This window comes from Aestuariibaculum scopimerae, from assembly GCF_059428085.1.
Genome location: NZ_CM182089.1, coordinates 2,501,126 through 2,525,808 on the forward strand (window position 1 = coordinate 2,501,126; position 24,683 = coordinate 2,525,808).

The 24,683-nt window shown below is 35.6% G+C and carries 21 protein-coding genes; 12 read left to right on the forward strand and 9 right to left on the reverse strand.

What is annotated here, in order from left to right; translation table 11 throughout:
- The first annotated feature begins 212 nt into the window (after nucleotides 1–212).
- Nucleotides 213–5,147, forward strand: coding sequence for a LamG domain-containing protein (locus AC5SR4_RS10805; RefSeq protein ID WP_495356258.1), 4,935 nt, complete (start codon nucleotides 213–215; stop codon nucleotides 5,145–5,147).
- A 70-nt stretch (nucleotides 5,148–5,217) separates the two neighbouring features.
- Here the strand turns inward: AC5SR4_RS10805 and pruA are convergent, their stop codons facing one another.
- Nucleotides 5,218–6,843 carry an L-glutamate gamma-semialdehyde dehydrogenase gene (gene pruA / locus AC5SR4_RS10810; RefSeq protein ID WP_495356259.1) on the reverse strand — a complete coding sequence of 542 codons (1,626 nt, stop codon included), beginning with the start codon at nucleotides 6,841–6,843 and terminating at the stop codon, nucleotides 5,218–5,220.
- 150 nt (nucleotides 6,844–6,993) lie between these two features.
- On the opposite strand from pruA, the gene AC5SR4_RS10815 reads away from it, so the two are divergent.
- Entirely contained in the window at nucleotides 6,994–7,719 is a 726-nt protein-coding gene (locus AC5SR4_RS10815; RefSeq protein ID WP_495356260.1) for an NRDE family protein, read from the forward strand.
- Nucleotides 7,712–8,716 carry a DUF6695 family protein gene (locus AC5SR4_RS10820; RefSeq protein ID WP_495356261.1) on the forward strand — a complete coding sequence of 335 codons (1,005 nt, stop codon included), beginning with the start codon at nucleotides 7,712–7,714 and terminating at the stop codon, nucleotides 8,714–8,716. Before AC5SR4_RS10815 ends, AC5SR4_RS10820 begins: the two co-directional genes overlap by 8 nt.
- Here AC5SR4_RS10820 and apaG read toward each other — a convergent pair.
- Both apaG and AC5SR4_RS10830 read right to left on the reverse strand, forming a co-directional pair.
- Nucleotides 8,713–9,099, reverse strand: coding sequence for a Co2+/Mg2+ efflux facilitator ApaG/CorD (gene apaG / locus AC5SR4_RS10825; RefSeq protein ID WP_495356262.1), 387 nt, complete (start codon nucleotides 9,097–9,099; stop codon nucleotides 8,713–8,715). The two genes, AC5SR4_RS10820 and apaG, sit on opposite strands and share 4 nt — an antisense overlap.
- A gap of 107 nt (nucleotides 9,100–9,206) precedes the next feature.
- Complete coding sequence (locus AC5SR4_RS10830; RefSeq protein ID WP_495356263.1) at nucleotides 9,207–10,460, reverse strand: type IX secretion system plug protein; 1,254 nt, start codon at nucleotides 10,458–10,460, stop codon at nucleotides 9,207–9,209.
- Nucleotides 10,461–10,634: 174 nt separating this feature from the next.
- On the opposite strand from AC5SR4_RS10830, the gene AC5SR4_RS10835 reads away from it, so the two are divergent.
- Genes AC5SR4_RS10835 through nqrF form a run of 6 tightly spaced genes read left to right on the forward strand, consistent with a single transcriptional unit; the run spans nucleotide 10,635 to nucleotide 16,674 of the window.
- The gene (locus AC5SR4_RS10835; RefSeq protein WP_495356264.1) at nucleotides 10,635–11,990 is read left to right on the forward strand and encodes a Na(+)-translocating NADH-quinone reductase subunit A; all 1,356 of its coding nucleotides are present in this window, start codon (nucleotides 10,635–10,637) and stop codon (nucleotides 11,988–11,990) included.
- 1 nt (nucleotide 11,991) lies between these two features.
- A complete protein-coding gene (locus AC5SR4_RS10840) occupies nucleotides 11,992–13,218 on the forward strand; it encodes an NADH:ubiquinone reductase (Na(+)-transporting) subunit B (protein ID WP_495356265.1) in 1,227 nt (408 codons plus the stop codon).
- Between the two features lie 2 nt (nucleotides 13,219–13,220).
- A complete protein-coding gene (locus AC5SR4_RS10845) occupies nucleotides 13,221–13,970 on the forward strand; it encodes a Na(+)-translocating NADH-quinone reductase subunit C (protein WP_495356266.1) in 750 nt (249 codons plus the stop codon).
- Nucleotides 13,971–13,973: 3 nt separating this feature from the next.
- Nucleotides 13,974–14,621, forward strand: a complete 648-nt coding sequence (locus AC5SR4_RS10850; RefSeq protein WP_495356267.1) for an NADH:ubiquinone reductase (Na(+)-transporting) subunit D — start codon at nucleotides 13,974–13,976, stop codon at nucleotides 14,619–14,621.
- A 24-nt stretch (nucleotides 14,622–14,645) separates the two neighbouring features.
- Nucleotides 14,646–15,362 (forward strand): NADH:ubiquinone reductase (Na(+)-transporting) subunit E, encoded by a 717-nt coding sequence (gene nqrE, locus AC5SR4_RS10855; RefSeq protein WP_495356268.1) that lies wholly within the window; start codon nucleotides 14,646–14,648, stop codon nucleotides 15,360–15,362.
- Between the two features lies 1 nt (nucleotide 15,363).
- On the forward strand, nucleotides 15,364–16,674 hold the full coding sequence (gene nqrF, locus AC5SR4_RS10860) for an NADH:ubiquinone reductase (Na(+)-transporting) subunit F (RefSeq protein WP_495359177.1): 1,311 nt from the start codon (nucleotides 15,364–15,366) through the stop codon (nucleotides 16,672–16,674).
- 81 nt (nucleotides 16,675–16,755) lie between these two features.
- On the opposite strand, the gene AC5SR4_RS10865 is transcribed toward nqrF, so the two are convergent.
- Nucleotides 16,756–17,337, reverse strand: a complete 582-nt coding sequence (locus tag AC5SR4_RS10865) for a diheme cytochrome c-553 (protein ID WP_495356269.1) — start codon at nucleotides 17,335–17,337, stop codon at nucleotides 16,756–16,758.
- Between the two features lie 119 nt (nucleotides 17,338–17,456).
- On the reverse strand, nucleotides 17,457–18,896 hold the full coding sequence (locus AC5SR4_RS10870) for an SLC13 family permease (protein ID WP_495356270.1): 1,440 nt from the start codon (nucleotides 18,894–18,896) through the stop codon (nucleotides 17,457–17,459).
- Nucleotides 18,897–18,990: 94 nt separating this feature from the next.
- Between AC5SR4_RS10870 and AC5SR4_RS10875 the strand changes: the two genes are divergently transcribed.
- Together AC5SR4_RS10875 and AC5SR4_RS10880 are read left to right on the forward strand one after the other, a co-directional pair.
- Nucleotides 18,991–19,368 carry a DUF8840 domain-containing protein gene (locus tag AC5SR4_RS10875; RefSeq protein ID WP_495356271.1) on the forward strand — a complete coding sequence of 126 codons (378 nt, stop codon included), beginning with the start codon at nucleotides 18,991–18,993 and terminating at the stop codon, nucleotides 19,366–19,368.
- Nucleotides 19,369–20,343 (forward strand): FAD:protein FMN transferase, encoded by a 975-nt coding sequence (locus AC5SR4_RS10880; protein ID WP_495356272.1) that lies wholly within the window; start codon nucleotides 19,369–19,371, stop codon nucleotides 20,341–20,343.
- Between the two features lies 1 nt (nucleotide 20,344).
- Here the strand turns inward: AC5SR4_RS10880 and AC5SR4_RS10885 are convergent, their stop codons facing one another.
- From AC5SR4_RS10885 to gpmI, 4 genes are all read right to left on the reverse strand, one after another.
- Nucleotides 20,345–21,109 carry a class I SAM-dependent methyltransferase gene (locus AC5SR4_RS10885; protein WP_495356273.1) on the reverse strand — a complete coding sequence of 255 codons (765 nt, stop codon included), beginning with the start codon at nucleotides 21,107–21,109 and terminating at the stop codon, nucleotides 20,345–20,347.
- A gap of 24 nt (nucleotides 21,110–21,133) precedes the next feature.
- Entirely contained in the window at nucleotides 21,134–21,952 is an 819-nt protein-coding gene (gene map / locus AC5SR4_RS10890) for a type I methionyl aminopeptidase (protein WP_495356274.1), read from the reverse strand.
- Nucleotides 21,953–22,018: 66 nt separating this feature from the next.
- Nucleotides 22,019–22,423: a BT0820 family HAD-type phosphatase gene (locus AC5SR4_RS10895; RefSeq protein WP_495356275.1), complete on the reverse strand. Its 405-nt coding sequence runs from the start codon at nucleotides 22,421–22,423 to the stop codon at nucleotides 22,019–22,021.
- A 55-nt stretch (nucleotides 22,424–22,478) separates the two neighbouring features.
- Entirely contained in the window at nucleotides 22,479–23,996 is a 1,518-nt protein-coding gene (gene gpmI, locus AC5SR4_RS10900; protein WP_495356276.1) for a 2,3-bisphosphoglycerate-independent phosphoglycerate mutase, read from the reverse strand.
- A gap of 250 nt (nucleotides 23,997–24,246) precedes the next feature.
- Between gpmI and AC5SR4_RS10905 the strand changes: the two genes are divergently transcribed.
- Nucleotides 24,247–24,636: an ankyrin repeat domain-containing protein gene (locus AC5SR4_RS10905; RefSeq protein ID WP_495356277.1), complete on the forward strand. Its 390-nt coding sequence runs from the start codon at nucleotides 24,247–24,249 to the stop codon at nucleotides 24,634–24,636.
- Nucleotides 24,637–24,683 lie beyond the last annotated feature (47 nt).

Below are 24,683 nucleotides of genomic sequence, written 5' to 3' on the forward strand. Positions count from 1 at the left end.
TAAATACTAAAGTTAATAATATTTTTAACAGTAAGGGCTGTTATTTTTTTCTGTAATAAAATTATTTGAAATAATACTCATAAATAATCATGCCAAAGTGTTTTTTTTAATAAAAATTCATTTCGTCGAATATTTTATGCGTTTTATCGTGTGTGAATGAAAAATAATACTATATTTGTGGCGTAATTTGCTATTTATTATTTTAAAGTTTTATGGAAAAAATCTCTCACTCAACTTTCCTTACTCTCAAGGTATGCCTACTTTTCATTTTATTTAGTTTTTTTAGTCAAGCACAGGATATTCAAGTAGATATCATTGGGGGTACAACAGTTTCGTATGGTTCAACCATTGGTATTTCGGCAGGAAATTCAATTTCTTTTAGAATAACAAACATTAGAACTGATTGCGATAAAGTTAAAATTGAAGACATTAACATTACTAACACCACTGATTTTTCTTTAACTTCAGATAAGGTACCAAAAAATGTGGATGCCTTAGATTGTAAAGGGAATAATAATGTGATAGATTTTTCTATTACTAATGTTAGTGGTAATTGTAGCGCATCTACCAATATCAATATTGAAATTAAGAAGAACCCCAATTTTATATTTACATTTTCTATTGGAGGCGCGCCAGAAATTAATGTTTTAGGAGGCAGCCCATCTGCCGATATTCCAAATGGTACAACCACCACCACGGCTACTAATGGTACTTATTTTGGAGTGATTGATGAAGGTAGTACAATAACCAGATATTTTGTGATTGCTAATACAGGAAGTTGCCCTATGAGCATATCGTCAGTTACAAGTTCATTAAGCGATTTTGTTGTGCCTTCAAACTATGTACTTACAGCATCTTATGTGCCTTCTTACTTAACGGCTACGGTTGCAGTAGGCGATTATGTTATTCTGCCTGTTACATTCGTGGCTCCAGTGGGAGGCTCGGGTACCTTAACTTCTACGATATCTATTTCAAATAATGCTAATACTACGTTTACGTTTAATGTGAGTGCCGAGATGTTTGATTTTAATATACCTGGTCCGGGGGGTATCACGGCCAATTTTAGGCTTTGGTTAAAGTCTACCAGAGGTGTTACCAAAGATGGAAGCAATAAGGTTTCCAATTGGTCCGATATAGGAACCAATGGTAAAGATGCCATACAGCCTACAGCTTCCAATCAACCAACATATATGGATGATGCCTCTTATAACATAAACTTCAATCCAGTAATAAAATTTGAAAATGATGGGAGTAGCATTGAACAATATTTATATAATACAGATAATGGTTTTTACAGTCAGGATATTTTTATAGTCATGATTCCAGATGCTACCATGACTAACACATCGTCTAGAAACACTATATTTTCAGGGATCGCTTCTGGAAGTGCTGGAGATATGACGGGAATTGGTTTTGGGGATTATTCCACGGAATTTACAGGAGAAACATTGTCCTATAACCAAGACATTCCTGGAGGAGGAAATTATAATGGTGAGGCAGAATTAAATACTACATATGCCAATGCAGGCATTATTAACATTAGAAATGATGCCACAACAGTAACTGCCCAGGAAATACTATATAATTCAAGTTTGTTAACAACGACTTCGGTTAACGACAGTCCTTTTGCCAATGTGGGATCAGTAGATGTGGATGATAATATTCTAGGAACGCAATATTGGATTGGTAGAAATTTTGATACTCAAGGAAGTTTAAATGGTAGGGTAGCAGAGGTGTTTACATTTGCTGAACGTGTTCCCGATGCTGGCAGGCAAAAAATAGAATCGTATTTAGCCATAAAATATGGTATAACTTTAGGAAGTTCTAATGAAGCAAATAAAAACTATGTCAATTCTTTTGGAACCATTGTTTGGAATATAGGCTCCAGTTCTGGATATAATTACCATGTAGCAGGAATTGGTAGAGACTCCATTTCAGATTTAAACCAAAAGCAGTCCAAAACATTAAATACTTTTAATGAAGTAACCATAGGTTTGGAAGGCATCTTTGCTACTAATAATTTGAATGTTAATGAGTTTGGGGCCGATGGCGATTTTTTGGTATGGGGTAGCAATAATGAAGCTTATACTGCGGGCGGTAGTAACACTACAGAACTTACCACAGGGATAACTACATCGGTAACTCGAATTTTAAGGCAATGGAAAATTGTAGAGTCCACCGAAAGTTCCAGTGATGTAGGAAATGTATATGTTTCGATACCAGAGGCGGCTTTTTCCAGTTTTACGCTGGGCACAGATGAGCAATATGTTTTGGTGGTTTCCAATAATAGTAATTTTGCCGACAACCATATTGTGGATGTCATTCCGTTAAAGTCTGATGGGAACTCTAATTTGCAAACATGGTATGATTTTGATGATATTAAATACTTCACCTTTGGTAGGGCCTCCAAATTATCTGAAAATCATGCTATAAGCATTGCTTCAGGTGATTATTTGGTAGGGGAGTCTTCTTTAAACTTAAATGTGAACGACTTTACCATTTCAGCTTGGGTAAAAGCGGATGTTTTAGAAACAAGCACCAGAACCATTATGGCTAAGGGAAGCAAACTTCAATTGCGACTTAATAGCTCTCACCAAATTGAAGTGATGGTTGATGATGCAGTAATACCACGATTTACATCATCCATGCTGCTAAATGATAACAAATGGCATCAAATAACCTTTGTTTACAATAGCGGTACTATTTTCTTGTATGTAGATGGAGTTTTAGATAAATCGGAGCAAAATGTAGTAGCCCCCTCGCCGAATTATAACAACTTTTCAATAGGGGCATTATATATAGACAAAAATAATATTGAAAACCCATTTTTAGGTGCCATAGATGAAGTATACATTTGGGACCAAGGTTTAACTGAAAACCAAGTTAGATTTCTAATGAATCAGGAAATAGAACTAGGTGAAGGTGATTACGTAACAGGAAAAGTCATTCCCCAAGCAGCTTCTAGTAATGAGACGTCTACTATATTATGGAGTAAATTAAGAGGGTATTATGACTTTAATTCATTTTATGGTACTACAGTTGAAGGCTTGTCCGACAATAATAATTTCCTTAGAATAAAATATTTAAATAAAGATAAAACAGTTGTTGCCAATCAAAGTATACCTGTACCATACGTTTCTGCATCAGATGGAACATGGGATGATACTGCAACATGGAGCAATAGTTCTGATCAGGTCATTCCCAACTCCTTGAGTTTAGATGGTGTTACTGTTATTGATTGGAATATTGTTGAAATTTCCCATGATATTACTTCTGGAGATAGAGATATTTCTCTTTTGGGTTTAATACAAACAGGTGGGACACTAACCATTGCAGATCCTGCTGAAACTCTAGATGAAACGAATTCAGGTCATGGTTTAAGTATTTCACATTATTTAGAACTGGATGGTATTATAGATTTGGTTGGCGAATCACAATTAATACAAACAGAAGGTAGTATTGTAGATGCTGATAGTGGTGGCTATATTGAAAGAGATCAACAAGGAACAGCCAGTGGGTTTAATTATAATTTATGGACATCATCGGTATCCTCTATAGGTGGTGATACGAGTACAAGGGGAACTGGTATTTCTATATCAGGAGCCACTTATACTATTGAAGATGTTTTGTTTGATGGAACATCATCGTCGTCATATTTAGATATCAATTATAGTTCGAGTGCTTCGGCTGCTGATTCTAGTACGCCTACAAGTCCTATAACTATAAGTACGCGTTGGTTTTATAAGTTTTATGGACCTACGAATGATTATGATAGTTGGATTAAAATTAATGAGAGTTCAACCTTGTCGGTTGGAGAAGGGTTTACCATGAAGGGCTCTTCAGGTTCTACATCTATTTCTACATCTCAAAATTATGTTTTCAAAGGTTTGCCCAATAATGGAGATTTTACCTTGGCATTAAATAAAATATCCGGTACCCAGGATGTGGATCGGTTAATAGGAAACCCTTATCCATCAGCTATTGATGCTACAGAGTTTATATTGGATAACATGAGTATAGCCGATGGTGGTTATAATGAGTCTGGAACCATTTTTAATGGTGCACTATATTTCTTGGACCACTTTGGACAAGAAAATACCCATGTGCTAAAAGGTTACGTAGGGGGCTATGCAACACGAAATTTAGTGGGAGGTGCCGTCGCCATTTCAAATGATAGTAGAATAAATGATAACTTAACAACGGGAACAAAAGTACCAGGACAATATATTCCTGTTAACCAAGGCTTTTTTGTAACCACAAGTTTAGATGGTTTTAACAATGATAATGAGACGCCCATCTTATCGGTAGATGGCGGTAATATTGTATTTAAAAACAGTCAGCGTGTATATGCTACCGAAGATGGCTCTACATCACTGTTCCTGAAGTCTGGAAAAAAGAAAAATCCATCAGAACCGTTTGTAGATAATATAAGGGAACAAACACCTTTGGTCCGTTTAATGTACGACTCGCCTTTAGGCTATCACAGGCAGCTGGTACTGGGAGCAAACAGTAAAGCTTCTAGCGATTTCGATTTAGGTTATGATGCCTTAATGCTGGATGTTAATGAAGAAGATATGTATTGGGCTTTAAATGGAAGAAAATTTGTTATTCAGGGTGTTCATAGTTTCGATGAAACCCGGGAATTTCCTTTAGGGTTGGTTGTTAAACAAGAAGGTATTGTAACCATTAGATTAGAGGGTATAGAAAATGCTACATCTTATAATATGCCGTTGTTTATATTGGATGGGGTAACTGGTGAAACTCATAAGATTAATGACGAACCATTTGAGATTTATTTAAAGCCAGGTACTTATAACAGTCGGTTTAAATTGAGTTTATTCCAAAGCAATTCAGCTAAAAAAGTTGAAAAACAAGAAGCGGAAGAAGACTTATTGCATGATGATTTATTTGTTTATTATGATACTAATGTATCTGAAATAAAAATAATAAACCGCCGAAAATTAAAACTTTTAGGGGTGTCCCTATATAACATATTGGGACAAAATATAACATCGGTTGACGCCAAAAGCACGACTTCTGATTTAGCAGTACCCGTAGATGTTGCGTTAGGTATTTGTATTGTTAAAATAGAAACCGCTGAAGGCATTTTTAAAAGAAAAAAACTGCTATTGACTCGTGATCGATGATTATTTAAAAAAATAGTATCAATAAAAACCCCACAATAAGTGGGGTTTTTATCTAATTGTACTTAATGATTTATCCTAAAAATGGATATCTGTAATCTGTTGGCGTTACAAAAGTTTCCTTAATTAATCTAGGAGACACCCAGCGTAATAGGTTTTGGGCACTTCCCGCTTTGTCATTCGTTCCAGAAGCGCGAGCACCTCCAAATGGCTGTTGCCCTACTACGGCACCTGTTGGTTTATCATTGATATAGAAGTTACCGGCACTATTTTGTAGAACTGTGGTAGCCTCGGTAATGGCATATCTGTCTTTAGCTAAAATGGCACCTGTTAAAGCATATTCACTTGTGCTGTCAACGAGCTTCAATGTTTCAGAATAAGCATCGTCTTCATAAACATAGATCGTTATTACGGGACCAAATAACTCTGTACACATAGTTGTATACTTAGGGTTTGTTGTTACGATAACCGTTGGCTCAATAAAATAACCTTTACTTTTATCATATCCTCCACCAATAATAATTTCTGCATCAGTATCCGTCTTAGCTTGGTCAATATATTTGGCTAATTTATCAAAAGAGCCTTCATGAATTACAGCAGTTATGAAGTTGTTCATGTCCTCTGGAGAGCCCATTTTGAAGGAGTTGACATCTTCAGTAAGAAATGCTTTTACATCGCTCCACAAGCTTTTTGGGATGTAAGCCCTAGATGCGGCACTACATTTTTGTCCTTGAAATTCAAAAGCACCACGTGCAATAGCTGTTGCCACTTGTTTGGCATTTGCTGTTTTATGAGCAATTATGAAATCTTTACCACCAGTTTCTCCCACAATACGTGGATAGGTTTTGTAACTATGTATGTTATTTCCAATTTGTTTCCATAATTCTTTAAACACAAAAGTAGATCCCGTAAAGTGAAGTCCCGAAAAGTCTGGACTTGACAATACGGTTTCTGTAATCATAACAGGGTCTCCAAAAACTACGTTAATAACACCAGCTGGAACTCCTGCTTCTTCAAAAACATCCATAATGACTTTGGCAGAATATATTTGACTATCACTTGGTTTCCAAACCACTACATTGCCCATAAGTGCCATGCAAGAAGGTAAGTTACCAGCAATAGCAGTAAAGTTAAAAGGAGTTATAGCATATGTAAAACCTTCTAAAGGGCGGTATTCAACACGGTTCCAAGCATCACTGGTGCTCTCAGGTTGCTCAGTGTAAATATCCGTCATGTATTGCACATTAAAGCGCAAGAAGTCTACCAATTCACAAGCTGAATCGATTTCAGCTTGATGGATGGTTTTGGATTGCGAAATCATTGTGGCAGCATTTATTTTGTTTCTGTATGGACCAGCAATGAGCTCTGCTGCTTTTAAAAAGATACCTGCTCGCTGTTCCCAAGGCATTTGTGCCCAGGATTTCCTGGCTTCCAGTGCTGTTGAAATAGCCTCTTCAACATGTGCTTTTTCAGCCAAATGGTAAGTCCCAACAATGTGTTTGTGGTCATGTGGGGGCGACATGGTTCTTGTATTGCCCGTAGATACATACTTTCCATTGATATATAAGGGCACATCAACGTTGCTGCTAAATAAGTCTTTGTATGTTTTTAGTACGGCTTCACGCTCTGGCGAACCAGGAGCGTAACTTTTAACGGGTTCGTTAATTGCAATTGGTACATTAAAAAAGCCTTTTCCCATGATTTGTTTATTTTTGTTGTTGAATTATCAATAATTGTGCTGCAAACTTAAGAATTTTCAAAGGATTTATTTGAACGAAGCGTCTTAAAAGCTCGTTAAAGTTTGGTTATTTTTTGTAAGTTGCTCAACTGTTTTAAGACAATAAAATCAATGTGTACCGTAACAATAGTTCCAAAAGGAAAAAATGATTTTATATTAACGACCAATCGTGATGAAGCACCTAAACGAATTTCATTGCCTCCGGATTTTTATGTCATAAATGAAACAAAATTATTGTTTCCCAAGGATGAATTGGGTGGTGGTACTTGGGTTGGGTTAAGTGAAAAAAACAGGGTGATTTGTGTGCTTAATGGGGCTTATGTAAGACATAAGCGCCAGCAAAGTTATAGAAAAAGTAGGGGCATCGTTGCTAAGGATTTTATGCTATGTAATACTGTGGGAAGCTTTGTTGAAAGCTATGATTTTAAGGCTATTGAGCCTTTTACGATGGTTATAGCTGATTGGAATACCAGTTTAAAGTTTTTTGAGTTGGTTTGGGATGGCAGCAATTACCATTTTAATAAATTGACATTAGAACCTAAAATATGGTCTTCTACAACATTATATAGTGATGCTATGAGATGTTCTCGTAATGAATGGTTTAACGATTTTAAATCTGCTCATCACCTTGATGCATCTTCTATATTAAAATTTCATAAAACAGCGGGTAGTGGTAATGACGATTATGGTGTTATTATGGATCGAGGATTTGTGAAAACTACTAGCATTACTCAAATTCAAAAGCAAAAAGATGCGCTTGTTATGCGTTATGAAAATCTTCAAGATCACACTGTTACTGTAAAACACATTAATCTCACTCAGTCGGTAAATGAATAATACGGGCATCATTTTAACATTGGCTTACCCAGAAACCATTGTGATGGTATCTAAAGAGTGGTTTTCTCCTTTTTTGCAATATTTTGGTATTGGTAAAAAGAATTACCTAAAAGCAGGTCACGCTGCGTTGGTTTTAATCAATAAACAGACGGGTATATTGGAATACCATGATTTTGGTAGGTATATTACACCAGAGCCTTATGGGAGAGTACGGGGGAGTGAAACCGACAACGAATTGCATATCCCGATAAAAGCTATTATTGAAAAAGAAGCCATAGTTAATTTAGAAGCTATTTTGCAATTCTTGGCTACCCACCCTAAGATAACACATGGTGATGGTAAATTAGTGGCATCGGTTTGTAAAGCTGTAGACTACAGGAAAGCCAGGCAGCACATAACCATGATGCAAGAAAAACATTTTATTAGGTATGCAGCCTTTATGAAGAATGCTTGTAATTGTGCCCGTTTTGTTACAGATGCACTCATAGCATCGGTAACGGATGTCTTTATAAAAAAAGCTTTGAAAAAATCAAAGCGATTTACACCAAGTACTGTTGGAAATGTTTTGTTGGCAGATACAGAAAACAATGTGTTTGAAGTTTCTGAGTTGGGTGAAGTGTCAGAATTTAAGGGTTCGCAAAAAAGCGAGAACTTGCGTTGTTTTTTAGATCCATTAAAAGACCATAAACCTAGTTTTATAGGAACCTTAAAGCCGCGCCATGTTGATGCATTGCACGAAAAAGCACAATGGCTGCCAGGAATAGCTGCAGGTGCTTGGTTTGAATTGCATGAGACCGATCATGACAAGGTCTATCAGTATAGGCGTATATCGCCTTATGGTCACGTTGATGTCCATGATCTGTTTTGTGTTGAGAATACTTCATTTAACTACCATGAAGCCTTTGAATTTATACATTATTCAAATTGCAGCTTCTTTCATATAAGGCAGCATGGAACTGTTTTTAAGTTTGAACGGTTAAAAAAGAATATATACTAGTTAATTGCAAAAGGAGCACTTAATTTAAAGGTAGGTATAGTAACCTTAAACTTTTTGGTAGTGGTGAAATTAACCATATTGTAATGGCCATGCATGGCACCAAATGGTGATGTAAGTAAGCAACCAGAGGTATAAGTATGTGATTCACCAGGTTTTAAAACAGGTTTCTTGCCAATAACGCCTTCACCAGAAACAATTTCTACATTGTTTAAGGCGTCTAAAATAGTCCAGTGTCTAGCATTGAGTTGTACAGAATCCTTGCTTTGGTTTTCTATAGTTATAGTATAGCCAAAAGCATATTGTATTTTATAGTTTTTATAAAATGAGCCTTCGTAGTTAGTTTCTACTGAAATTTTTATGCCTCTTGTAACTTGTTGAACCATGTTATGTATTGATATACAATATGTTTTGGTTGCTAAAATAATAAATATTACATAGTAAATAGTAATTTTTAGGGTCTTTGCTTCAAAAAAACTGTTAAAAGGTATATTTAGTTTGAAATATTTACAGAGCTTCCTGCCCCAATACCAATTATTTTATCATAACGTGCCCCCAAATCCCTGTAATATACAATTACCTTATAGTCGTTTTCTGTTTGATAGAAGTTTCCACTTATAATCCCCTCATTTACACTACCATTGTTGTTTGTAGTTACATATTTGTAATTATAAAAGCCTTGCTTTAATAATATTTGACACTTAAAGAGTCCGCTGTCTTCATCGTAACTCATTTTGTTGGTTTCATCCAGAGCATAATTATTAAAATTACCATAGACATATACAGGTAATCTGGTGTCAAAATTAGAATTGGGAAGTAGTGAAAAATGCATCCAAACATAATCTGCTTCAATACTTGGGTTGTCTGCATCAACAACAGTTATTACATAATTTCCATTAATATCTGGGTTGTAGGTATAAGGTTTGTTGGCCCTTTCTATATTTGTAAATAAATAGTTATGATAGAGCTCTTGCAAATCAATAAATTGAATTCCGGTGTTGGCAGCCCTAACGTCCTTGTTTTCAAAGAATAGATATTCGTTACCTCCCCAAAAACTAGTTTCGGTGTCGTATTTGTAAATAAGTTGGTTGCCTACAGTGTATAAAGGCTTTAAGTTTTTTATGGCCGTTTTTAAATTGTTGTTTTGAACAATTAATGCTTTTACTGTTTGTTTGGGATTGTTAAATCGGATGCTATTTGAGGTTATGGTAATATCCACACGTTGCTTTTCTTCAATAAAAGCTATGTTTCTGGAGCGTTTTATACTAACTCCAACAGTAGCTTTGTCTTCATATATCATGAATTTTCTAGAAAAAATAAGGTCGTTATAGCTATTGTAAACATAAATCATATAGTTGCCTGAAACTTTCAAGGCTTTAGTTTGTTGATTTGGAATGGTTAATTTGTAATGCGAATAAATTTGATAGGTGTTAAAAGAATTTTGATAGCTCCTTATTCTTTGGTTGTCAAAACCACTCAAGTATTCAGATTTAACCAAAACCGAAGGAGTCCAGTCGTAATTGTAATGTTCAATTTTATAATAGTAATCGGCTTCATTCCCATTAAGGGCATCAAACTCCAAAACAAGATATTCACCAAGTTTTAAAATAGGCAGTTGGGTTTCAGGTGTATTGCCTTTGAAATTAATAGTCTTAATATAGTCTGGCGGATTTACTTCATGGATTTGTGCAAACCCAATCGAGTAAAAAAGCAGCGAACACACGGTGTATTTAATAGCTCGTATCATTTATTTGAAGAATATGTTGTAAATATATACAAAATTAATGCCTTGTTGGCAAGGTGTTATTTAGAATGAATACAAATAATAAACTATAATAAACAAAATATATTATTACTGTAGAAATTTGTATTTTTGCAGCGATTTTTAGACAACTAATTTCAATACTTCAATATAAAAAATATGTCAAACGACATTCGCATTAAAAAAGGTCTAGACATTAAGCTTAAAGGTGAAGCAGAAAAAAACCTAGAAAAGGCAATTTTAAGTAACTTTTATACCTTAAGACCTGAAGACTTCCATGGCGTTATACCTAAATTAATTTCTAAAGTTGGGACCAAAGTAAAGGCAGGAGAGCCTGTTTTTTTTGATAAGTCTGATGAAAACGTAAAGTTTGTTTCCCCAGTTGCTGGAGAGATTATTGAAATTGCCCGTGGAGAAAAACGTAAAATTTTATCGATTAAAATACAGTCTGATAAAGAACAGGTGTATCAGGACAATGGTAAGTTCGATATTGAAAACGCTAAGCCAGAGGATGTAAAGAACCATTTGTTGGCATCTGGTTGTTGGCCCTTTATAAAACAACGTCCTTATGATGTTATAGCCAAACCTCATAAATCTCCAAAAGCGATATTTATTTCTGGTTATGCCAGTGCACCTTTAGCTGCCGATTTGGATTTTACCCTTAAAGGTAAAGAAGCCGAGTTACAAGCCGCTGTTACAGCATTAGGCAAGTTAACCAAAGGTAAGGTACATGTCTCAGTTGGAGCTAACTCCAATTCACCTTTAGCAGGGCTGTCTGGAATTACACTTCATAAAGTTTCAGGACCGCACCCATCAGGAAACGTGGGTACCTTAATAAATAAAGTAGACCCTATAAACAAGGGAGAAACCGTATGGACTGTAAATGCCCAAGATCTTGTAATAATTGGAGAATTGTTATTAACTGGAAAATTTAATGCTGAACGTATTGTGGCATTAGTTGGGTCTACCATAGAAAAGCCAAGGTATTTCACTACAAAATTAGGAAGTGAAATAGCCACGATGATTTACGATAAAGGTATTTCTAAGGATGCTCATGTACGCATCATATCAGGTAACGTATTAACCGGTAAGCAAATTAATCCCGATGGTTATTTGGATTATTACAGTAATGTGGTTTCCGTAATTCCAGAAGGTGATGATTATGAATTTTTTGGCTGGAATAAGCCTGTATTCAATAAAATATCTACATCTAGGGCTTTAACATTTTCGTGGTTAAACCCTAAAAAGAAATACGATTTAAATACCAATACTAATGGCGAGCACCGTGCTTTTGTAGTAACTGGTAGTTATGAAGAAGTGTTTCCTTTTGACATTTATCCTATGCAAATACTAAAAGCTTGCATGTACAAGGATTTAGACGAAATGGAAGCCTTGGGAATGTATGAAGTGGCACCAGAAGATTTTGCCTTAACAGAATTTATATGTGTATCTAAGCAACCACATCAAAAAATAATTAGAGAAGGTTTAGACTTAATGCTTAAAGAAATAGGATAAAATGGGTTTAAAGAATAATTTACATAAACTTAAAGAAAAGTATAAAGGCACCAAAATGGCGCCAGCATTTAATGCAATACATACTTTTTTATATTTGCCAAATGAGACCGCACATAACGGAACTCATATAAAAGCAGCCGATGATTTAAAGCGTACCATGAACACCGTAATTATGGCAATGGTGCCATGTTTGATTTTTGGTATGTTCAATGCAGGATACCAACACAATTTAGCTGTTGGTGATATTGCATCTGTTTCAGCTGGATTTTTAAGTCCTGAATTTTGGACATTGGATAACTTCCTAATTGGTTTCAGGAAAATTCTGCCTCTGGTAATTGTTTCCTATGGCGTTGGACTTGGTATTGAATTCTTATTTGCAGTTATTAAAAAACACGAAGTAGAAGAAGGTTACTTAGTAACCGGTATGTTAGTGCCACTTATTGTTCCGGTAGATATTCCACTATGGATGTTGGCTGTGGCAGTAGCCTTTGGTGTGGTTATAGGTAAAGAGGTTTTTGGAGGTACAGGAATGAATATCCTTAATCCAGCACTTACTATCAGAGCCTTTTTGTTTTTTGCTTATCCTACTTGGATGTCTGGTGATAAAGTTTGGGTTGAAGGAGCCGTTGCAAGAGATAAAGCCATTGCTGCGGGCCAGAACCTAGATGCCATTTCAGGAGAAACCATTTTAGGTAGTTTAGCGCAAAGTAAAGAGATTGCTTACTCGACGGCAGATATGTTCCTGGGATTCATTCCCGGTTCGGTAGGAGAGACTTCAACCTTGTTGATTATCTTAGGAGGTTTGTTTTTAATCTTTACTAAGATAGGAAGTTGGAGAATCATGTTGTCTTCTGTTATAGGTGCTTTGGTTATGGGATTGGTATTCAATCAAGTTGTCGATGCAGGCATTATAAACGAAGGTAGTAAATTTTATGGTCTAATGAATACCCCATTCTGGCACCATTTAATTATTGGTGGTTTTGCTTTTGGTATAGTGTTTATGGCTACCGATCCTGTTACTGCTTCGCAAACCAACAAAGGAAAATGGATTTACGGATTTTTAGTTGGGTTTATTTCCATATTAATACGTGTATTCAACCCAGCATATCCCGAAGGCGTTATGCTAGCCATTCTTTTAATGAACGTGTTTGCACCAACCATAGATCATTATGTGATTAAAGGTAATATTAAGAAAAGAATGAAACGTTTAAAAGTTAAAACGGTTTAATAATGGAAAAGAGAACGGAAAAAAACTCATATACGATTCTATTTGCCATAGGTATGGTACTTGTGGTAGGAACGTTGTTGGCATTTGCAGCATCATCGTTAAAACCAAACATTGATGAAAATAAGCGTTTGGAAAAGCAACAAAATATTTTGTATGCTATGGGAGTGAATGAAAACGATGAAAACAGTGCAAATTTTGTGTCCACAGATAAAGTAGCGGATGAATTTTCAAAGTACATAAAAAAGCAATTGGTTATAGAGGAAGGTAGAGTGTCTGAAGATGACCAAGCCTATTTAATAGATGTTAAAAAACAACAGACCAATGCCAAAACCGGTGGGATTAGAAAATTACCGCTAATGGTTGGAGAAAAAGAAGGTAAAACATACTATATAGCCCCTATTAGAGGTAAAGGTCTTTGGGATGCTATTTGGGGTTACATTGCTATGGATGAAAATATGGTAATTCAAGGCGCCTATTTTGACCATGCGGGAGAAACACCAGGTTTAGGGGCCAATATTAAACAGCGGTTCTTTATGGACGATTTTATTGGTGAGCATTTATTGGATGCTTCTGGTAATTTTAAAGGTGTTGATGTAGCCAAGGGTAATGCAGATCCAAAAAACGAAAATAAAACAGATAATGAGGTTGATGCCATTGCTGGAGCTACCATTACAGGAAATGGTGTTACAGCAATGATCAAGAGTGATTTAAAGCTTTACAAACCTTTTTTCGATAATCTAAAAAATAATTGATCTATGGGAATTTTATCAAAAAAAGATAGCAAACTGATATTAGATCCATTAGCGGACAACAATCCTATTACCATTCAAGTATTAGGTATTTGTTCGGCTTTGGCTATTACTGCCGAACTAAAAGCCTCTATAGTAATGGCAATTTCTGTTATGGCTGTTTTAGGTATAGGGAATGTGGTAATTTCATTAATGCGAAACATTATTCCTTCCAAAATTAGAATTATTGTACAGCTTGTAGTGGTTGCAGCCTTGGTAATTATTGTAGACCAAGTTTTAAAAGCTTTTGCATATGAATTAAGCAAAACACTATCAGTGTTTGTGGGACTTATTATTACCAACTGTATCATTATGGGGCGTTTTGAGGCGTTTGCTTTAGCAAATGGTCCTTGGAGGTCATTCCTAGATGGTATTGGTAATGCAGCTGGTTATGGCTTAATTTTAATTATAGTAGGGTTCTTTAGAGAATTGTTTGGTTCTGGTACTTTATTAGGATTTAGTGTACTGGGTGACGCTATAGAAAAAACAGGATTGTATAAGTATGGTTATGAGAATAACGGATTTATGTTATTATCACCCATGGCATTAATAGTTGTAGGAATCATTATTTGGGTACAACGTAGTAGAAATAAAGCATTAATAGAAGATCATTAATTCCGAATTCATAATTAAGAATATATGGAACATATAGAATTATTTTTCAAATCAATATTTATAGACAATATGGTATTTGCCACGTTCTTAGGAATGTGTTCTTATCTGGCCGTGTCTAAAAAAGTAAGCACAGCTATAGGTCTTGGTGCTGCTGTAATTTTCGTTTTAGCTATTACAGTACCTTTAAACTGGTTATTGGACCAATATTTATTACAGCCAGGGGCCTTAAAATGGTTGGGAGCAGAATATGCCGAGTACGACTTAAGTTTCCTATCATTTATCATGTTTATTGCTACTATAGCTACTATGGTACAATTGGTTGAAATAGTAGTAGAGAAGTTTTCGCCCTCACTGTATAACTCACTTGGTATCTTTTTACCACTTATAGCAGTTAACTGTGCTATTTTGGGAGGTTCATTATTCATGCAGTCTCGTGAAATTCAAACCTTAGGTTTGGCAACAACATATGGTATTGGATCTGGAATAGGATGGTTTTTAGCCATTCTGGCCATAGCAGCTATTCGTGAAAAGATTAGATATTCCAATGTACCGCCTGCATTAAGAGGCTTAGGTATTACATTTATTATAACAGGATTAATGGCCATTGGTTTTATGAGTTTTGGAGGAATGTTAACAGGTGGTGACGATGATTCTAAAAAAGAGGAAAAAACCGTTAAGGTCGATTCTAAAAAAGACAAACAAGAAGAAGTGTTAGCTAACAACATAAAAGGAAATGAGTAATATGATATTAGCCGCAGGTACCGTAGGAACAATATTAGCAACAGTAACAGCATTTTTAATTATTACGCTTTTATTAGTAGTATTGCTATTAGTAGTTAAACAAAAATTGTCGCCTTCAGGTCCAGTAAAAATAACCATTAACGGTGAAAAGGAGATTGAAGTAGGATCAGGAGGGAGCTTGTTATCTACTTTAGGCAATGCAAAAATATTTCTACCATCTGCATGTGGTGGAGGTGGAACATGTATTCAATGTGAATGTCACGTACTGGAAGGTGGTGGAGAAGCATTACCTACCGAAACCCCTCATTTTACACGTAAAGAATTAAAAAGCGGTGCACGTTTAGCATGTCAGGTTAAAGTAAAGCAGGACATGAACATTACTATCCCAGAAGAGGTTTTTGGTATTAAGAAATGGGAAGCAACCGTAGTGCGTAACTATAACGTAGCGTCATTTATAAAGGAATTTGTTGTAGAAATCCCAGAAGATATGGGTTACAAAGCAGGAGGGTATATTCAAATAGAAATACCGCCATGCGAAGTAAAATACTCTGATATAGACATTACAGCACATCCACAAGAGCACGAAACGCCAGATAAATTTCAAGCAGAATGGGATAAATTTGGTCTTTGGTCCTTAGTGATGAAGAATGATGATACGGTTGAGAGAGCCTACTCTATGGCTTCTTATCCAGCCGAAGGTCGCGAGATTATGTTGAATGTTCGTATTGCAACCCCGCCATGGGATAGAAATAAAAATGGCTGGATGGAAGTAAACCCTGGAATAGCTTCGTCTTACATATTTAATCAAAAGCCTGGAGACAAAGTAATTATTTCAGGTCCTTACGGTGAGTTCTTTATTAACGAATCCGATTCTGAAATGCTATATGTAGGCGGTGGAGCAGGTATGGCTCCTATGCGTTCACATTTGTACCACTTGTTTAAAACCCTTAAAACCAATCGTAAAGTAACGTATTGGTATGGAGGACGTTCTAAACGTGAGTTATTCTATTTAGATCACTTCAAGCAATTAGAGAAAGATTTCCCTAATTTTAAATTCTATTTAGCACTATCAGAACCGTTACCAGAAGACAACTGGAAGGTTAAGAAAGACATTAATGATACTGAAGGGGACGGGTTTGTTGGTTTTATTCACAATTGTGTGATCGATAATTATTTAAGCCATCATGAAACACCTGAAGATATTGAGTTATATTTCTGTGGGCCACCATTAATGAATAAAGCGGTTCAAAAAATGGGAGAGGATTTTGGAATCCCAGATGAGCACATAAGATTTGATGACTTTGGAGGATAATAAACATAAATAGCAACTAATAATAAAATAAAAGCGGCTTTTTCTCAGAAAGCCGCTTTTATTTTGCCATTTTTAGATTGGTTAGGCCTTTGGAGGAATGGGGGCTGGTACTATGTTTTCAACAGGTTTTTGGTTTTTTAAATAAGCAAAAATAGCCTTTAGATCATCATCAGTAAAATTTTTATAATGTTCCCAAGGCATTGGCGGTAATAAAGGTCTACTGTCTTCATGACCTTTAAAAAGTCCTTTTTTAATACAAGTTAAGAATTGTTCTTCCGTCCAAGTTCCTATACCCGTATCGTCTGGTGTTAAATTAGCGGCAAATGAAGTACCCCATGGCCCTGTAGCTGATGTAAGTCCCATAGAAAATAAAACATACGATTGCGCCGTTGCTGGATCGTAAGGCGGTAATGCTTCCTCTGCTGGATGGCCAGAAAGTAACCGATCGAGGTCTAGCTCCATGCCTTTCTCTGAGAATTTTTTTGGTGAGTGGCAATCATGACATCCATTAGTATTAACAAGGTATCCACCGCGTTCAACTGGATCAACAACAACGGTTTCAACAGGTTCATATTCAAATGGGGCTTTGTCCTTTTTGTTGGAATTACATGCGTACAATACCAGACATAGGACAGTCACTGAAAATAAGACATTTGTTTTCATAAACTGGTTGGTTAGTGTTAAATAAATAATTAATATGAAGATACATATTTCGTTTTAATTTAAAAAAACTTTATTTATGCCACTAGGCCTCCATAATTTCAATAACTCAATAATGACTACTAAAATATCATGGGCAAGAAAAACTTAAACAATATGATAAGCAGTAATACAGAAATAATGTTCAGTACAATGCCTACTCGAGCCATTTGGTTAACTTTAATATAACCACTGGCAAAAACAATGGCATTAGGTGGGGTGGCCATGGGGAGCATAAAGGCACAGCTACTGGCAATGGTTACAGGAATTAAAAGGTATAATATGGGAATTTCCAATCCAATGGCAATTCCGGCCACAACGGGTGCCAAAACAGCAGTTAATGCTACATTGCTCATCAACTCCGTCATAAATAACATTAAAATAATTAATAATGATGCTGTTAGTAAAATGCTAATATTGCTGTTGGAAATATGGTTAGCTACGGCATCTACAATACCAGTGGTCGACATGCCCTCGGCTAATGCCAAACCACCACCAAAAAGTATTAAGATGCCCCAGGCCAGATTTTTGGTGTCACCCCACTGTAATATAAAATCACCTTTTTTTAAATTAAAGGGAACTGTAAACAAAGCTAAAGCTCCAAAAACACTAATCATAGTATCAGAAAGCCCTAGAGCAGGTATTATAGAATTTAAAAGGCTCCTAAAAATCCAAAGAAAGACTGTAACCCCAAAAATGAAGAGTACATGTTTTTCCTTGGGAGATAGTTTCCCAAGCTTTTGAAGCTCCAAATCAATAAAATCTTTAGAAGCATTAAATACTAATCCTTTATTTGGGAAAAGCCATTTAACCAAAACCAAGTAAATGATTCCAATTAAAATAATAGAGAAGGGCAGTCCTAATACCATCCATTTTACAAATGAAATTTGAATGTTGTACTCATTTTCAAGTAGCCCAATTAAAATGGAGTTTGGGGGAGTACCTATAACAGTGGCAATACCACCTGCATTAGCAGAAAACGCAACACCAAGCATAACGCTAATAGCAAAGTTTTGATCTTTTTTTGTAAAGCCATCGGTATCATTAATAAGCAACTGTATAACAGACATGGCTATAGGCAACATAACTACGGTACTGGCCGTGTTGCTTATCCACATACTCATAAAACCAGTAGCAATCATAAAGCCTAAAACAATCTTATTGGGTGTTGTGCCCGTTTTTTTAATAATGCTTAAAGCAATACGTTTATGAAGGTTAACTTTCTCTAAAGCCAATGCCAGAACAAAACCTCCAAAAAACAGAAACACGATAGGACTGCCATAATTAGCACCTACAGCATCCATGGGCATCACTTTGAAGAGCGGAAATAGCAGTAATGGTAATAAGGCTGTAACCGATATAGATACCGCCTCAGTAATCCACCAACATACCATCCACAGCGCAGAAGCAATTACAAACGTGGCGTTTATAGAAATGGTTTCAAAGGTGTAAAATTGAAGAAGAATAAATAATATGGGGCCTAAGAAAAGTCCAATTTTTTTAGAGCTGGAGTGCGCTTTCATTAATATAATTCTTATAAATGGTTTAGTTAGTGTTTTTAAAGTTAAACAATTTTTTATACTAGCTTAACCAAATTATTAATATTATTTTTGCATTATGGGTAAACCTCTAACAAAACAAGAACTACATAATTTGGCCATGAACCATGTTGGAAAAGATTTGGAAGAACGTGGCTTTGAGTTTATTGCCATTAATAGTAAGCTGAAAAAGCACCCACAATTTGTTTGCATTGATAAAAATAAACAGTATTATTTTGTTATAGTAAGGGTGGTTATACTACCAGATAATCCAAATAATTATGATGTGGTTTGGATGGAAACTTTTAAAAAGCATGCCAGAGAACAAAATGCTAAAGTGCTTTATGCGGGTGTAGGTATTGGCAATTTAGAAGGCGGAAAGCGTCCTATCTATCTAAACGAGGATTATTTGTTGGAATACAATGGTATTCAAGTTTTAGAAACCAATCTTAATTAAATGAAATACTTTTTAAGCCTGTTTTTAGTGTTATTTATTATTTCTTGCAATGAAACCTATAAAACAACCAAGCTAGCTGGAACTGCTTTTGGAACAAGTTATTCAGTAATTTACGATGGTAAAGAAAATTATGAACTCCAATTTGATAGCCTGTTTGCCATTATCAATAAATCGATGTCTACTTACCAAACAAATTCCATGATTTCTAAATTGAACAGGAATGAAGACAGCTTGGTGGATTCCCACTTTATAAGTGTTTTTGAAGCATCTAAGCGTATTTATGAGGAAACCGATGGTGCTTTCGACCCAACTATTGGTGCTTTAGTGAATGCGTGGGACTTTGGCCCTGAAGGAAAGATAGTTACACTGGATAGCCTTAAAATAGATAGTTTAATGTTCTCAGTTGGTTTTGATAAAGTAACTAGAATTGATAATAAAGTGCAAAAACCCAAAGAAACTTTTATAGATTTTAATGCTATTGCAAAAGGTTATGGTGTGGATGTGTTGAGTGATTTTTTGGAAAGCAGGCATGTAGACAATTATTTAGTGGAAATAGGCGGCGAAATACGTGTAAAAGGTATAAACACTGAAAAAAACACGCCTTGGAAAGTAGGTGTGGAGATGCCCCATTTTGATGGCACCCAATCTATTTTAAAAGCCATTAGTTTGCACAATGAGGCTATGGCAACTTCTGGCACTTACCGAAAGTTTAAGATTGATGAAAAAGGTAATAGATATGCACATATTATAGATGCCAAAACGGGTTATCCTAGTAAAACTAATCTATTGAGTATATCGGTAATAGCAGATAATTGCATGGAGGCCGATGCCTATGCCACAGTTTTTAAAACTATGGGAATTGAAAAAGTAAAAGCGTTTTTAAAGAAACATCCCAGTTTGAGAGTGTTCTTGATTTTTGATAATGAACATGGTGAGCTGGAAACGCTCTCTTTAAATGGATTTCCAGAAGTATAACTTATTTGTAAACCACAGGAATAATTTCTCCTTTAGCTAGGCAGTAGCTATTTATATCTTGCTCTGAAAAATTGGAGGTATAATCTACAGCATCCACTTTAAAACCTACCTGTTGTAATTTGTCAAAATAATCGCGACCGTACACTCTTACATGGTCGTATTGACCAAATATTTTAGCCCGCTCTTTTTTATCAGTAATGGCATTGTCCTCAAAGGTATCTATTCTACTTAAATCCTGTGGTATTTGAAAAATTCCCATACCTCCAGTTTTCATAACACGGTACAACTCTTGCATGGCTTTTGTGTCATCAGGAATGTGTTCCAGTACGTGGTTACATAAAACCAAATCAAATGTATTGTCTTTAAAAGGCAGTTCGCATATATCTGCTTTAACATCGGCCAATGGCGAGTTTAAATCTGTTGTAGTATAATCTAAGTTGTTCATCTTTTTAAACCGCTTGTAAAAAGCCTGTTCAGGAGCAAAATGGAGTACTTTTTTCTTGGCTGAAAAGAAATCTGTTTCGTTTTTTAGAAACAACCATAATAAGCGATGTCTTTCTAAGGAAAGAGTGGATGGTGATAATACATTGAGACGTTGGGTGCCATAACCATAGGGTAAAAAGGTTTTAAAACTTCTACCATCAATAGGATCAGTATAGGTATTGCCTTTTAAAGTGTAAGCTAATATAGGTCGTATAAAGTAACTTAGCCTTATCAACAAAGGTCTAGGAACAATGTTTAGTATTGTTTTTATAAGCTTTTTCAATGCATTTAATTTGACACATAAGTGTTATAGAACTAAAGCTTTTTGTCTAAACTCGTCTTCTTCGTTCGAGGTAATACCAAGGGCGTCATAAATGTATGCAAAGGTAGAAAGTAACTCTGGCTTGCCTTCAACAAGCGCTACATTATGCTCAAAATGGGCGCTGGGCTTATTGTCAAGGGTAGTAATGGTCCAGCCATCATTGTGTTGCTTTATGCGGTGTGTTCCCATATTTATCATAGGTTCAATAGCTACTACCATTCCCTCAATAAATTTTTTACCCCTACCACGTTTGCCATAGTTTGGCATTTCAGGGTCTTCATGCATGTCTTTACCCAAACCATGCCCAACCAATTCCCTAACCACACCATAGCCGTGATCTTCGCAGTATTTTTGAATGGCATAGCCTACATCGCCAACACGGTTGTTTTTTTTAAACTCCCTTATACCAACGTATAGTGATTCTTTGGTAATTCTTAGTAATTTTTCAGTTTCAGGAGCAATTTCCCCAACAGCAAAGGTATAAGCATGATCGCCATAAAAACCATTCTTTAAAGCCCCACAGTCAATAGAAATAATATCTCCTTCAACTAGCGGGATACTGTTGGGAATACCATGAACTACTTGAGTATTCGGACTCATGCAAAGGGTATTTGGAAAATCATATAAGCCCAAAAAACCAGGTATGGCACCGTGGTCCCTAATACACGTTTCGGCAATTTTATCTAACTGTAATGTTGTAACGCCTGGTTTAATTTCTTTAGCTACTTCTCCTAATGTTTTGGATACTATTAAAGCGCTTTCACGCATCAACTCTATTTCTTCTTTTGTTTTTGTAACGATCATTTTTTTAAAATAATGGCAAAGATACTTAAAATGCTATGATTGACTTGTTTTAAGACTGAAAAAGCTTTATTTAAAGAGACTGAAGAATCCTTTCTTCTTTTCATGAGTGGGAGGGGCACTGTTTGTAAGCATTTGATAGATTTCTCCCCAACCTAAAAAGCCACCAATATTTCTATCATCAATAAATAAGTCGGCATGAATTTTTCTACTCACGGTATCGTTATATATTTCTTCAGGAAAACTTTTGTTAACAGCATAGAAATGTATCCCATTAGCTTCACAAAACTTAACTGCTTCATCTAATCGGGAACCACTGCGGTAGGTCCATAAGATAAGGCGGTGCCCTTTTTCTTGTAACATCTTTAAAGTTTCAAAGGCAAAAATGATGGGCTTACCTATTTTAGGGTAGGCGTCTTCTACTATGGTGCCGTCAAAATCGACAGCAATAATAAGTTGTTCGTTAAAATTCATTTAAACTACAGACTTGAGTTTTCACAAAAGTACAATAATTTATCTTTCCTTGGTTTTAAACAAGTGCATGCTGCGTCATGGCTTCAGGTTGTGCTATTCCCATAAGTTTTAAAATGGTAGGGGCCATATCTCCCAAAATACCATCATTAATGGTTTTTAACTCATTATCTATTAAAATAACAGGTACAGGGTTTGTTGTATGTGCTGTATTTGGCGACCCATCTGGGTTTATCATGGTTTCACAGTTTCCATGATCGGCAATTAAAAGGGTGGTATAGCCATTGTTTAGGGCTGTAGTTACAACATCCTTCACACAAGTGTCAACAGCTTCACAGGCTTTAATGGCTGCTTCCATAACACCAGTATGTCCAACCATGTCGCCATTGGCAAAATTTAAGCACACAAAATCCACCTCGCCTTTTTGTAATTCAGGAACTAGGGCATCTCGTAATTCATAAGCGCTCATTTCGGGTTGTAAATCGTATGTTGCTACTTTTGGAGAGTTTCTTAAAATACGGGATTCACCCTTAAAAGGAGCTTCCCTTCCACCAGAAAAGAAAAAGGTTACATGCGGGTATTTTTCTGTTTCGGCAATGCGAATTTGAGTTTTATTATGTTTTTCCAATACCTCCCCTAAAGTTTCATTTAGGTTTTCTTTATTGAAAATAACTTGAATGTTTTTATAAGTATCGTCATAATTTGTAAGCGTTACATAATGCAAATTCAGTTTATGCATATTTTGCTCATGAAAATCTTTTTGTGTTAAGGCTTCAGTTAATTCGCGGCCACGATCAGTTCTAAAGTTAAAGAAGATCACTACATCGTCATCTTTAATTTTTGCAACAGGTTCACCGTCATTATTAACCATAATTATTGGTTTAATGAATTCATCGGTAATATCGTCGTTATAACTTTTTTGAATGGTTTCGGTTATGTTTGTTGAGGTTTCTCCTATGCTATTTACCATAGCATCATAGGCTAGCTTTATGCGTTCCCACCGTTTATCTCTATCCATAGCATAGTATCGACCCGTTACAGTAGCTAGTTTACCATTGGTTTTTTCTAAATAGGTTTCCAGCTCGGTTAAAAACCCGAAACCTGATTTTGGGTCTACGTCCCTACCGTCGGTAAAGGCGTGGACATAAGTATTTTTTAAACCAAAATCGTTTGCTGCGTCCAATAGTCCAAAAAGGTGGTTAATATGGGAATGTACACCTCCATCACTAAGCAAACCTAAAAAGTGAACATCTTTATTATTGGTCTTTGCATAATTAAAAGCATCAACCAGTACTTTTTCAGTATTAAGTGTTTTATTTTTTACTGCTAAATTAACTTTCACTAAATCTTGATACACAATACGTCCAGCACCAAGATTCATGTGGCCAACTTCACTATTTCCCATTTGCCCTTCAGGTAAACCTACATGAAGGCCGTCTGTTCTTAAGGTAGCAAAAGGATATTTTTTGTAAAGGGAATCTATAAACGGTGTATTGGCATGATCGATGGCTGAAACTTTAGGGTCTGGAGAGTTTCCCCAACCGTCAAGTATCATTAAGATGACTTTTTTGTTCATATTTATATTAAAATTTTAACAGTATTCAAAGATACTGAAGTTTGATAAATAAAGTAAAATTAACCACTTAAAAACCCCTGTAATGTTCACTTTTTGATAGAAATTAAAAAAAAAGCTGCTCCGTTAATGATATGTGAATTAAACGTTAAAAATCTGTTATAAAATACTTTTTATGTAACAGATTAAAAATTTTATCGTCTCTTTAATATATCAAAAAACGAAATCATTAATCAAATTAAAATCTTTCATCATGAGAAAAACAATCATCATTTCTGCTATTGCATTATGTTTTACTGTAATAACTGTTAATGCAAAAACTGTAGTTCCCCAAGTAAAAGACACCAACGTTGAAGCCGTATTTAAAGTAAATTCTTTTTGTGTTTCTATTGCTAAAGGCGATATAGAAACTGTGAAAAAACTCTTGGCTAGAGGTGAAGACGTTAATCAAAAATCTGAAGGTATGACACCTGCCATGTATGCTGCTAAGTATAACCGGGTTGAAATTTTAAAACTTCTAATTCAGAGAGGAGCCAACTTAAAAGTTAAATCCAGTAAGGGTTTAACAGCAATGAAATATGCAAAACTACATGGGGCAAAAGATGCTCAAAAAGTTCTTGTTGAAGCATTATCTAAAAAATAATTAGAAACCTATATATAATTATTTTGAGTTAGTCACTCGTAAAAGCT

Bases quoted from the DNA above. Each gene is read 5' to 3' on its own strand.
- AC5SR4_RS10880 (WP_495356272.1), top strand. From the start codon at position 19,369: ATGAAATACTTTTTAAGCCTGTTTTTAGTGTTATTTATTATTTCTTGC.
- AC5SR4_RS10840 (WP_495356265.1), top strand. From the start codon at position 11,992: ATGGGTTTAAAGAATAATTTACATAAACTTAAAGAAAAGTATAAAGGC.
- AC5SR4_RS10870 (WP_495356270.1), bottom strand. From the start codon at position 18,896: ATGAAAGCGCACTCCAGCTCTAAAAAAATTGGACTTTTCTTAGGCCCC.
- AC5SR4_RS10865 (WP_495356269.1), bottom strand. From the start codon at position 17,337: ATGAAAACAAATGTCTTATTTTCAGTGACTGTCCTATGTCTGGTATTG.
- pruA (WP_495356259.1), bottom strand. From the start codon at position 6,843: ATGGGAAAAGGCTTTTTTAATGTACCAATTGCAATTAACGAACCCGTT.
- apaG (WP_495356262.1), bottom strand. From the start codon at position 9,099: ATGGTTCAACAAGTTACAAGAGGCATAAAAATTTCAGTAGAAACTAAC.
- AC5SR4_RS10850 (WP_495356267.1), top strand. From the start codon at position 13,974: ATGGGAATTTTATCAAAAAAAGATAGCAAACTGATATTAGATCCATTA.
- AC5SR4_RS10895 (WP_495356275.1), bottom strand. From the start codon at position 22,423: ATGAATTTTAACGAACAACTTATTATTGCTGTCGATTTTGACGGCACC.
- map (WP_495356274.1), bottom strand. From the start codon at position 21,952: ATGATCGTTACAAAAACAAAAGAAGAAATAGAGTTGATGCGTGAAAGC.
- AC5SR4_RS10845 (WP_495356266.1), top strand. From the start codon at position 13,221: ATGGAAAAGAGAACGGAAAAAAACTCATATACGATTCTATTTGCCATA.
- AC5SR4_RS10905 (WP_495356277.1), top strand. From the start codon at position 24,247: ATGAGAAAAACAATCATCATTTCTGCTATTGCATTATGTTTTACTGTA.
- AC5SR4_RS10815 (WP_495356260.1), top strand. From the start codon at position 6,994: ATGTGTACCGTAACAATAGTTCCAAAAGGAAAAAATGATTTTATATTA.
- nqrE (WP_495356268.1), top strand. From the start codon at position 14,646: ATGGAACATATAGAATTATTTTTCAAATCAATATTTATAGACAATATG.
- AC5SR4_RS10805 (WP_495356258.1), top strand. From the start codon at position 213: ATGGAAAAAATCTCTCACTCAACTTTCCTTACTCTCAAGGTATGCCTA.
- AC5SR4_RS10830 (WP_495356263.1), bottom strand. From the start codon at position 10,460: ATGATACGAGCTATTAAATACACCGTGTGTTCGCTGCTTTTTTACTCG.
- AC5SR4_RS10875 (WP_495356271.1), top strand. From the start codon at position 18,991: ATGGGTAAACCTCTAACAAAACAAGAACTACATAATTTGGCCATGAAC.
- nqrF (WP_495359177.1), top strand. From the start codon at position 15,364: ATGATATTAGCCGCAGGTACCGTAGGAACAATATTAGCAACAGTAACA.
- AC5SR4_RS10820 (WP_495356261.1), top strand. From the start codon at position 7,712: ATGAATAATACGGGCATCATTTTAACATTGGCTTACCCAGAAACCATT.
- gpmI (WP_495356276.1), bottom strand. From the start codon at position 23,996: ATGAACAAAAAAGTCATCTTAATGATACTTGACGGTTGGGGAAACTCT.
- AC5SR4_RS10835 (WP_495356264.1), top strand. From the start codon at position 10,635: ATGTCAAACGACATTCGCATTAAAAAAGGTCTAGACATTAAGCTTAAA.